Source organism: Pseudomonas sp. NPDC088885 (genome assembly GCF_044750025.1).
GTDB lineage: Bacteria > Pseudomonadota > Gammaproteobacteria > Pseudomonadales > Pseudomonadaceae > Aquipseudomonas > Aquipseudomonas rustica.
Map to the genome: position 1 here is coordinate 18,186 of NZ_JBIVJB010000063.1, position 10,026 is coordinate 28,211.

Genomic DNA, 10,026 nt, shown 5'->3' on the forward strand with positions numbered 1-10,026 from the left:
CTCGTGGATGTGCAGCAGGCGGTGCTTGCCAGGGTGAGCCGGCAGGGCCACTTCCGGGAAGTTGACCGACGAAACCGACGTACCGTTGTCGCTGTACTTGACCAGTTTCTCTGCCACTTCCAGACCGATGTTGGCTTGCGCTTCGGCGGTCGAGCCGCCGATGTGCGGGGTCAGGATCACGTTGTCGAGGCCACGCAGCGGGCTTTCGAACTCTTCGTCGTTGGAGCGTGGCTCCACCGGGAACACGTCGATGGCTGCGCCGATCAGGTGCTTGTCCTTGATCGCGTCCGCCAGGGCGTCCAGCTCGACCACGGTACCGCGCGCCGCGTTGATCAGGATGCCGCCCTTCTTGATGGCGCGGATTTCCTTCTCGCCGATCATCCACTGGGTCGCAGCGGTTTCCGGAACGTGCAGGGTAACGATGTCGGACATGCCCAGCAGCTCGGTCAGGTTACCGACCTGAGTGGCGTTGCCCAGCGGCAGCTTGGTCACGGTGTCGTAGAAATACACCTGCATGCCCAGGCCTTCAGCCAGAACCGACAGCTGAGTACCGATCGAGCCGTAGCCGACGATGCCGAGTTTCTTGCCACGGATCTCGAAGGAGTTGGCTGCGGATTTGATCCAGCCGCCACGGTGGCAGGAAGCGTTTTTCTCCGGGATGCCGCGCAGCAGCAGGATCGCTTCGGCCAGCACCAGCTCGGCAACGGAGCGGGTATTGGAGTACGGCGCGTTGAACACGGCAATACCGCGCTCGCGGGCAGCACTCAGGTCAACCTGGTTGGTGCCGATGCAGAAACAGCCGACCGCTACCAGTTTCTTCGCGTGATCGAAGATCTCTTCGGTCAGTTGCGTGCGCGAACGAATGCCGATGAAGTGAGCGTCAGCAATCTTTTCCTTGAGCTGGGCTTCCGGCAGAGAACCGGTGAGGTACTCAATGCTGGTGTAGCCCGCCGCCTTGAGGACGTCGACAGCCGATTGGTGGACGCCTTCGAGAAGAAGGAACTTGATCTTGCTCTTATCGAGAGAAGTCTTGCTCATCTGCGTAAACCTGTATCCCGGAGAAAAATGGCAGGAAATGGTCAACAGACGCTGACCCGGACGACAAGAATGTCGTCTCCGCGGATCTGGCCTTAGGCACTGTCCTGCGGGGTCGATATGCTAGCATAGCCTCCCCGCTAAACACTCATTCCTGCGACGTGAAGCGTTCTCAGGATGACCATGAATTGTTCGAGAGTTCTGTCGATGACCAATCCTGCCCTGATTGATGAACTGAAGACCCTGGTTGAGCCTGGCAAAGTCCTCACCGACGCCGACTCCCTGAATGCGTACGGCAAGGATTGGACCAAGCACTTCGCCCCGGCGCCGAGCGCTATCGTGTTTCCCAAGACCATTGAGCAGGTGCAGGCGGTTGTCCGTTGGGCCAATCAACACAAGGTCGCGCTGGTGCCATCGGGCGGGCGCACCGGGCTTTCCGCCGCTGCCGTGGCGGCGAATGGCGAAGTGGTCGTCTCGTTCGATTACATGAATCAGATTCTCGACGTGAACCTCACTGACCGCACCGCCGTTTGTCAGCCGGGCGTGGTCACCGAGCATTTGCAGAACGTCGCCGAAGAAAAAGGCCTGTATTACCCGGTTGACTTCGCCTCGGCAGGTTCCAGCCAGATTGGCGGCAACATCGGCACCAATGCCGGCGGGATCAAGGTGATTCGCTACGGCATGACCCGCAACTGGGTCGCCGGCATGAAAGTCGTCACCGGCAAGGGCGACGTGCTGGAACTGAACAAAGACCTGATCAAGAACGCCACTGGTTACGACCTGCGCCAGCTGTTCATCGGCGCTGAAGGCACGCTGGGTTTCGTCGTTGAAGCGACCATGCGCCTCGATCGCGCACCGAAAAACCTCACCGCGATGGTGCTCGGCACCGCCGATTTCGACTCGATCATGCCGGTGCTGCACGCCTTCCAGGGCAAACTCGACCTGACCGCGTTCGAATTCTTCTCCGACAAAGCCCTGGCGAAAGTCATGGGTCGTGGCGACGTACCGGCGCCGTTTGAAACCGATTGCCCGTTCTACGCGTTGCTGGAATTCGAAGCGACCACCGAAGAAGTGGCCAACAGCGCATTGGAAACCTTTGAGCATTGCGTCGAGCAGGGCTGGGTGCTGGACGGCGTGATGAGCCAGAGCGAAACCCAACTGCAAAACCTGTGGAAGCTGCGCGAGTACATCTCCGAAACCATCTCGCACTGGACGCCGTACAAAAACGACATCTCGGTCACCGTGTCGAAAGTGCCGGCATTTCTGAAGGAAATCGACGCGATCGTCGGCGAACACTATCCGGATTTCGAAATCGTCTGGTTCGGCCACATCGGCGACGGCAACCTGCATTTGAACATCCTCAAGCCGGATAACCTAAGCAAGGATGAGTTCTTCGCCAAGTGCGCGACCGTCAACAAGTGGGTGTTCGAAACCGTCGAGAAGTACAACGGTTCGATCTCCGCCGAACACGGCGTCGGCATGACCAAACGTGATTACTTGACCTACAGCCGCTCGCCGGTTGAGATCGAGTACATGAAAGCGGTAAAAGCGGTGTTCGACCCGAACGGCATCATGAACCCGGGCAAGATCTTCGCGGTTTGATCTGTAATCTTTGATGAATCAATGAAGGCAGGAGTCGGTAAATGAGCTATCAGCACCAGTACGTCGACGGCACGCGCATCCACTTCCCGATCGGGAAAGTCGTGTGCATTGGCCGTAATTACGCCGAACACGCCAAGGAACTGGACAACCCGGTGCCTACCGAGCCGTTGCTGTTCATCAAGCCGGGCAGTTGCGTGGTTGAGCTGGAAGGCGGTTTCGCCATTCCGACCGAGCGCGGTTCGGTGCACTACGAAGCGGAAATCGCCGTGTTGATCGGCAAGCCGTTGTCGACCAAGCCGAGCCGTGAAGAAGTGCTGGATGCGATCTCCGGTTTCGCCCCGGCGCTGGATCTGACCCTGCGCGACAAGCAGGCCGAGCTGAAAGCCAAGGGTCTGCCGTGGGAAATCGCCAAGTCGTTCGACGGCGCGGCAGTGATTGCTCCGTTCGTGGTCGGCAGCACGTTTGCTGACCTGACCGACATCGGCATTCGCCTGACCATCAACGGTGAAGTCCGCCAGGACGGTAATAGCAGTGCGATGCTCAACCCGATCGTGCCGATGATCCAGCACATGGCCGGCTGCTTCTCGCTGCAGGCGGGTGACGTGATCCTCACTGGTACGCCAGTGGGCGTCGGCCCGCTGAACGTCGGCGACGACATCGTCCTCGAACTGGTCGGCGCGAGCAGCTTTAACAGCAGCGTGCGCTAACCCGCCATTTCCTGATGGTGTGAGCTTTTGTGGCGAGGGGATTTATCCCCGTTGGACTGCGCAGCAGGCCCAAGATCTTTGGGGCCGCTGCGCGACCCAACGGGGATAAATCCCCTCGCCACAGAGGCCTGGCCGGTATTTTTGTGTCTTGGCCCACAAACCCACAGGGCAATCCCGCCATTTGCCGTTTTTTTCACATCCTGTCTGGATAATTTCCGCAATTCTGGCGTCTGAGCCGGCCTCTTTGTGCTATTACCCATAGCCTGAATTTTCGGAACGCGTCCCTCGATGTCATCTCAAACTCAGCTCAAATCCGCCCGCCGTTCACGTTTTGCCCTGCGTTGGTATACCTGGCTGGCGCTGGCCCTTGCCGCCGCCTATGGCCTGGCGTTCGCCATGCATTGGGATGACCGTGGCGTGCTGTGGGTGCTGGAGCGTTTCGAGAGCCCGACCGAGCAAAAGGAAAGCGTCTGGTTGCCGGACTACCACGCAGTGATAGACGCGAAGTTGCTGCCGGGCATGGAGAAAGACGAAGCCTCCGATCTGTCCTATAACCCGCAGACCAAAACCCTGTTTTCGGTAATGGGCAAAAATCCATTCCTCGCCGAGCTGAGCCTGCAAGGTGACGTCCTGCGCAAAATGCCGCTCAAGGGCTGGAGCAATCCAGAAGGCCTGACCGTGATGGAAAACGGCCTGATGGCCATCGTCGATGAGCGCGAGCACATACTCTCCATCGTCAAAGTCGACGCCGACACCCGCGAACTGAACATCGCCGATTTCCCCAAATACGACCTCGGCCCGTCGAAAGACCAGAACAAAGCCTTCGAAGCGATTGCCTGGGATCCGCGCAATCAGCAACTGCTGCTGGGCGAAGAGCGGCCACCGGCGCTGTTCACCTGGAAAAGCGACGGCACCCAGACGCTGACGGGCGACAAGCAAAAACTCGCCAGCGATGAGCTGGACATCCGCAACCTCTCGGCGCTGGCGGTGGATCCGCGCACCGGCCACACATTGGTGCTGTCCGCTGATTCGCACTTGTTGCTGGAGCTGGATGAGAAGGGCGATCAAGTCAGCTTCATGACCTTGCTCGGCGGTTTCAACGGCATCAAGAAAACCATCCCGCGCGCCGAAGGCGTAACCATGGACGAGGCGGGCACGCTGTACATGGTCAGTGAGCCGAACCTGTTCTACCGCTTCGAAAAACAGAAATAACGGCCTCATCGAATCCTGTAGGAGCTGCCGAAGGTTCGGGCCGCGTTCGGACGATCTTTTGACTGTCGGACGCAGAGCGTCCCCGGCGGCATTCCCACGCAGAGCGTGGGAACGATCAAATACAGGGTTGTCTTGTGGTTTGAGGCAAGTGGCCATTAAGCTTCAGTTCAGACGGGCGTGATATTTCATCCGCCTGTTTTGATTCCGAGCCCGCCCGAATGCGTCGACTTGCCCGTCCCAAACCTCTGGTCATCATCGTCTCGGTGATTGCCCTGATCGCGTTGATTGCGATCGGCCAATACCTGCGCCTGTTCGAGCGTGCCTGGTTCAACCTGCACACCCTATGGCAACCGCAGAGCACTGAATCCATTGGTCTGGATCAATACCGTGTGGAGATTGAAGCACGAGTTATCGACGGTCTGGACGACGATGTGTCAGCGCTGACCTTCGATCCGGTGCGCAAAAGCCTGTTCACCGTGACCAACAAAAATGCCGAGCTGGTTGAGCTGTCGCTGGAAGGCAAGATCCTGCGGCGCATCTCGCTGATCGGCTTTGGCGATGCGGAGGCTGTCGAGTTCATCAGCGCCGACACCTACGTGATCACCGACGAGCGTGAGCAGCGGCTGATCAAGATTCATCTGGAAGAAGGCACCACGTTCCTCGATGCGGCGGATGCCGAGCAGATGACCCTCGGCGTGCACATGAGCGGCAACAAGGGGTTTGAAGGTCTGGCTTACGACTCGGTGGGCAAGCGCCTGTTCGTGGCGAAAGAGCGCGATCCGATGCTGATCTACGAAGTGCATGGTTTTCCGCACTTCAACCCGGAAAAATCCTACGCGGTGCACGTGATCAACAACCCCAAGCGCGATGCCGGGATGTTTGTGCGTGATCTTTCCAGTCTGCAGTACGACGAACGCAGCGGCCATTTACTGGCACTGTCGGATGAGTCGCGGTTGATTCTGGAACTGGATGTCGATGGGCGGCCGTTGAGCACGATGTCCATCAGTGGCGGGCGTCAGGGTTTGAAGAAAACCGTGCCGCAGGCGGAAGGCATTGCGATGGACGACGATGGCACGCTGTACATGGTGAGCGAGCCGAACCTGTTTTACGTCTTCAAAAAACCGGCATCCCACTAACGGTCACCCTGAAAACCAATGTGGGAGCGGGCTTGCTCGCGAAGGCGTCAGGTCAGTCGACATCTACTTTGACTGATCCACCGCATTCGCGAGCAAGCCCGCTCCCACATTTTTGACTTCCATCCGCCCACAAAATCGTGGGCGGGCTGATTACTCAGCTTTAAGGGTTTTCACGCCCTCAGATGTACCCAGCAACAACAAATCAGCCGGACGTGCCGCGAACAAGCCGTTAGTCACCACGCCAACAATTGCATTGATCTGCGCTTCCAGCTCCACCGGGTTGGTGATCTGCAGGTTGAACACATCCAGAATGATGTTGCCGTTGTCGGTCAATACACCTTCGCGGTACACCGGGTCGCCGCCCAGTTTCACCAGTTGGCGGGCAACGTGGCTGCGGGCCATCGGGATCACTTCGACTGGCAGCGGGAATTCACCCAGCACTGGCACTAGTTTGCTGGCGTCGGCGATGCAGATGAAGGTCTTGGCCACGGCCGCAACGATCTTCTCGCGGGTCAGAGCTGCGCCGCCGCCCTTGATCAGGTTCAGGTGCGCGTCGCTTTCATCGGCGCCGTCGACGTAGAACTCCAGATCGCTGACGGTGTTCAGCTCATACACCGGAATCCCGTGGCCCTTGAGGCGCGCGGCGGTGGCTTCGGAACTGGCAACCGCGCCATCGAATGCGCCCTTGTGCTGGGCCAGGGCGTCGATGAAGCAGTTGGCGGTGGAGCCGGTGCCGACCCCAACGATGCTCTTGTCGTCGAGTTTCGGAAGGATGAAGTCGACGGCGGCCTGAGCCACTGCCTGTTTGAGTTGATCCTGGGTCATGCGGGCTCCGGAAGCGGGCAAGGTGAGAACGGAAAGGCCGGCATTATAGGCTTCGCGGCGGTGCAGGGGGAAACACCCTGTGGTGAGGGGATTTATCCCCGACCGGCGACGCAGTCGTCGTAAAACCTGAAAACGCGGTATCTCTGAAAAAATGCCGGGGAGCGCTTCGCACTCCAACGGGGATAAATCCCCTCGCCACAATGGTGCTCACTCAAGAATGGGTTTCCAGACCTTGAAACCACCTGTTTAGTGTGGTCGCCCAGGCAAAAGCCGGGTTAGACTCCTTGGCCCTGCCCAACCCGCTCAGTGATGCTTTCCGATGCTCGAACAGTACGTCAAAAAGATCCTCACCTCGCGCGTTTATGACGTTGCCGTAGAAACCCCGCTGCAGAACGCTCGCCAGCTCTCCGAGCGGCTGGGCAATGACATTTGGCTCAAGCGCGAAGACTTGCAGCCGGTGTTCTCGTTCAAGATTCGCGGCGCCTACAACAAGTTGACTCAGTTGACCGAAGAAGAGCGCGCCCGTGGCGTGGTCACCGCGTCGGCGGGCAACCATGCGCAGGGCCTGGCCCTGGCGGCGAAAGTGCTGGGCGTAAAAGCGACCATCGTCATGCCTAAGACCACTCCGGAAATAAAGGTCGAAGGCGTGCGTTCGCGTGGCGGAAAAGTGGTACTGCACGGTGATTCGTTCCCGGAAGCCCTGGCCTACTCGCTGAAACTGGTCGATGAAAAAGGCTACGTCTACATTCACCCGTACGACGATCCGCACACCATCGCCGGGCAGGGCACCGTGGCGATGGAGATTCTGCGCCAGCACCCGCAGCCGCTGGACGCGATTTTTGTCCCGGTTGGTGGCGGCGGTCTGATCGCCGGTATCGCCGCGTACGTGAAATACCTGCGCCCGGACATCAAAGTCATCGGCGTCGAGCCAGACGACTCCAACTGCCTGCAAGCCGCGATGGCTGCCGGCGAGCGTGTGGTGTTGCCGACCGTGGGCATCTTTGCCGACGGCGTGGCGGTGGCGCAGATCGGCCAGCACACCTTCGACATCTGCAAAGACTACGTTGATGAAGTGATCACCGTCAGCACTGACGAGATCTGTGCGGCAATCAAGGATATCTACGACGATACCCGCTCGATCACCGAACCTGCCGGCGCCTTGGGCGTAGCCGGGATCAAGAAGTACGTCGAGCAGCGCGGTGTCAGCGGCCAGACCTTCGTCGCCATCGACTCCGGCGCCAACGTCAACTTCGACCGCTTGCGCCACGTCGCCGAGCGCGCTGAACTGGGTGAAGGCCGCGAAGCAATCATCGCCGTGACCATCCCCGAGAAGGCCGGCAGCTTCAAAAACTTCTGCGAAGCCATCGGCAAGCGCCAGATCACCGAATTCAACTACCGCTACAACACCGGCAGCGAAGCGCACATCTTCGTTGGCGTGCAGACCCATCCCGAAAACGATCCGCGCAGCGCACTGCTGGCAAGCCTGACCGAGCAGGGTTTCCCGGTCACTGATCTGACCGACAACGAACTGGCCAAGCTGCACATCCGCCACATGGTCGGCGGGCACGCGGCGCACGTGATTGATGAAGTGGTGTTCCGCTTCGAATTCCCGGAGCGTCCGGGGGCACTGTTCAACTTCCTTAATAAGCTTGGCGGGCGCTGGAACATCTCGATGTTCCACTACCGCAACCACGGCGCTGCTGATGGCCGCGTGGTCGCAGGCCTGCAAGTGCCGCACGACGAGCGCCATCTGGTGCCGGCAGCGCTGGAAGAGATTGGTTACCCATACTGGGATGAAAGCGAGAACCCGGCCTATCAGCTGTTTCTTGGCTGAGCGGCTACGCTGATGGGCAAGCAATAAGGAATTTTGACAATGGAAACGTTAACGGCCCTGAAGATGGCTCACGTGGTCGCCACCGTGGTTTTGCTGGCGAGTGCGCTGGGTCTGGCGATCTGGGTGTTTCTGGCCAAGCGCAAAGGTGATGCGACGGCGGGCAGCCGCACGTTGCAGCGGCCTCGGGTGTTTGTCTGGCTGCTGATGGGCCTGGCGCTGCTGAGCATGCCATTCACCGGTTGGTGGATGGTGCATCTGGTGGGCTGGCCGTTGGGGCAGACGTGGATTCTGGCGTCGAGCGTGCTGTACACCGTGGCGGCGTTGGCGTGGTTGTGGTTGCTGGTGCGGTTGAACCGGTTGCGCAAGGCGCCGGGCGGCGTCGGGCGGTTCAGCTTTGCTTTGGCGTTGTTCAGTTTTGTCTGCTTTGTAGCGATTGCCGGGTTGATGGGCGCAAAACCTGTTTAGGGCTTGAGACCGAGTCGATCCATTCGCGAGCAAGCCCGCTCCCACAGGGGGATTTGTGTACGACACAGATCCAATGTGGGAGCGGGCTTGCTCGCGAAGGCGTAATCAGTCGCGCAACGAAATCACTGGCCAACCACGCTTCTCGGCCTCAGCCCGCAGATTCGGATCCGGATCGACAGCGACGGGATTCGCCACCTGCTCCAGCAACGGCAAGTCATTCATCGAGTCGCTATAGAAATAGCTGTCGTCCAACGAATACCCGGTCTCTTCCAGCCAACGATTCAGGCGCGTCACCTTGCCTTCACGGAAGCACGGAATATCCGTGCTACGCCCGCTATAACGGCCATCGACCATTTCGCACTCGGTTGCAATCAGGGTTTCAACGCCCAGACGCACAGCAATCGGCGCGGTGACGAAACGGTTGGTCGCAGTAATGATCACCAGTTTATCGCCAGCATCACGGTGCTTTTTCAGCAGTTCCAGCGCTTGCGGCAAAACGATCGGTTCGATGCAGTCGCGCATGTAATCGCTGTGCCATTGCTCGAGCACGGCCATGTCAGTGCGGCCGAGGATCTCCAGGCAGAAGTTCAGGTACGCGGCGTTATCCAGTTTGCCGGCCAGGTAATCCTGATAGAACTCGTCGTTGCGCGCTTTGTACGCAATCGGGTCGAGGAAGCCGCGTTCACACAGATAGTCGCCCCAGGCGTGATCGCTGTCGCCGCCCAGAAGGGTGTTGTCCAAATCGAATAGAGCCAGGCGCATTGCAGTTACCCGCTGATAAGTCTGTAAAAAGGCGACAAGAATACGGTCTTTTCACAAGAGTGCACATAAGGTAGGAAGCTTCGTTGCCGCCTCATCAACCTTTGTGGAACAATGCGGCGACATGCGTTTGCGAGGTTGTGCCCGTGATCGACCCCGATGGTTTCCGCCCCAATGTCGGGATCATTCTGACGAATGACGCCGGCCAGGTGCTATGGGCTCGCCGTATCAATCAAGATGCCTGGCAGTTTCCGCAAGGGGGAATCAACCCTGAAGAGACGCCGGAAGACGCCTTGTACCGCGAGCTGAACGAAGAAGTTGGCCTGGAACGTGAAGATGTTGAAATACTGGCCTGTACTCGGGGCTGGTTGCGCTATCGTTTGCCGCAACGTCTGGTGCGTACCCACAGCCAACCGCTGTGCATCGGCCAGAAACAGAAATGGTTTCTCCT

At 59.0% G+C, this 10,026-nt stretch carries 10 protein-coding genes; 7 read left to right on the plus strand and 3 right to left on the minus strand.

Annotated elements, in window-relative coordinates; genetic code table 11:
- On the minus strand, positions 1-1,038 hold a 1,038-nt coding region (gene serA, locus ACIP1X_RS20675; protein WP_400754721.1), incomplete at its 3' end, for a phosphoglycerate dehydrogenase.
- A gap of 204 nt (positions 1,039-1,242) precedes the next feature.
- Here serA and ACIP1X_RS20680 point away from each other — a divergent pair.
- From ACIP1X_RS20680 to ACIP1X_RS20695, 4 genes are all read left to right on the plus strand, one after another.
- Positions 1,243-2,637 carry an FAD-binding oxidoreductase gene (locus ACIP1X_RS20680; protein ID WP_053124803.1) on the plus strand — a complete coding sequence of 465 codons (1,395 nt, stop codon included), beginning with the start codon at positions 1,243-1,245 and terminating at the stop codon, positions 2,635-2,637.
- Between the two features lie 41 nt (positions 2,638-2,678).
- A complete protein-coding gene (locus ACIP1X_RS20685; RefSeq protein WP_053124802.1) occupies positions 2,679-3,344 on the plus strand; it encodes a fumarylacetoacetate hydrolase family protein in 666 nt (221 codons plus the stop codon).
- 288 nt (positions 3,345-3,632) lie between these two features.
- Positions 3,633-4,556 (plus strand): SdiA-regulated domain-containing protein, encoded by a 924-nt coding sequence (locus ACIP1X_RS20690; protein ID WP_212550171.1) that lies wholly within the window; start codon positions 3,633-3,635, stop codon positions 4,554-4,556.
- A 218-nt stretch (positions 4,557-4,774) separates the two neighbouring features.
- Positions 4,775-5,692, plus strand: a complete 918-nt coding sequence (locus ACIP1X_RS20695; protein WP_400754724.1) for an SdiA-regulated domain-containing protein — start codon at positions 4,775-4,777, stop codon at positions 5,690-5,692.
- 150 nt (positions 5,693-5,842) lie between these two features.
- On the opposite strand, the gene rpiA is transcribed toward ACIP1X_RS20695, so the two are convergent.
- Positions 5,843-6,517, minus strand: a complete 675-nt coding sequence (gene rpiA / locus ACIP1X_RS20700) for a ribose-5-phosphate isomerase RpiA (RefSeq protein ID WP_007913886.1) — start codon at positions 6,515-6,517, stop codon at positions 5,843-5,845.
- A gap of 319 nt (positions 6,518-6,836) precedes the next feature.
- Here rpiA and ilvA point away from each other — a divergent pair, with 319 nt between their 5' ends.
- A complete protein-coding gene (gene ilvA / locus ACIP1X_RS20705) occupies positions 6,837-8,351 on the plus strand; it encodes a threonine ammonia-lyase, biosynthetic (protein ID WP_212545109.1) in 1,515 nt (504 codons plus the stop codon).
- Between the two features lie 39 nt (positions 8,352-8,390).
- Positions 8,391-8,816 (plus strand): DUF2269 domain-containing protein, encoded by a 426-nt coding sequence (locus tag ACIP1X_RS20710; protein ID WP_053124794.1) that lies wholly within the window; start codon positions 8,391-8,393, stop codon positions 8,814-8,816.
- 105 nt (positions 8,817-8,921) lie between these two features.
- On the opposite strand, the gene ACIP1X_RS20715 is transcribed toward ACIP1X_RS20710, so the two are convergent.
- Positions 8,922-9,578, minus strand: a complete 657-nt coding sequence (locus ACIP1X_RS20715; protein WP_159811912.1) for an HAD family phosphatase — start codon at positions 9,576-9,578, stop codon at positions 8,922-8,924.
- A gap of 143 nt (positions 9,579-9,721) precedes the next feature.
- Here ACIP1X_RS20715 and ACIP1X_RS20720 point away from each other — a divergent pair.
- Positions 9,722-10,026, plus strand: a 305-nt coding sequence (locus ACIP1X_RS20720; RefSeq protein WP_400754728.1) for an RNA pyrophosphohydrolase, incomplete at its 3' end; no start/stop codon positions are given.

Coding starts and splice junctions, on each gene's coding strand:
- ACIP1X_RS20680 (WP_053124803.1), top strand. CDS start 1,243: ATGACCAATCCTGCCCTGATTGATGAACTGAAGACCCTGGTTGAGCCT.
- ACIP1X_RS20685 (WP_053124802.1), top strand. CDS start 2,679: ATGAGCTATCAGCACCAGTACGTCGACGGCACGCGCATCCACTTCCCG.
- ACIP1X_RS20690 (WP_212550171.1), top strand. CDS start 3,633: ATGTCATCTCAAACTCAGCTCAAATCCGCCCGCCGTTCACGTTTTGCC.
- ACIP1X_RS20695 (WP_400754724.1), top strand. CDS start 4,775: ATGCGTCGACTTGCCCGTCCCAAACCTCTGGTCATCATCGTCTCGGTG.
- rpiA (WP_007913886.1), bottom strand. CDS start 6,517: ATGACCCAGGATCAACTCAAACAGGCAGTGGCTCAGGCCGCCGTCGAC.
- ilvA (WP_212545109.1), top strand. CDS start 6,837: ATGCTCGAACAGTACGTCAAAAAGATCCTCACCTCGCGCGTTTATGAC.
- ACIP1X_RS20710 (WP_053124794.1), top strand. CDS start 8,391: ATGGAAACGTTAACGGCCCTGAAGATGGCTCACGTGGTCGCCACCGTG.
- ACIP1X_RS20715 (WP_159811912.1), bottom strand. CDS start 9,578: ATGCGCCTGGCTCTATTCGATTTGGACAACACCCTTCTGGGCGGCGAC.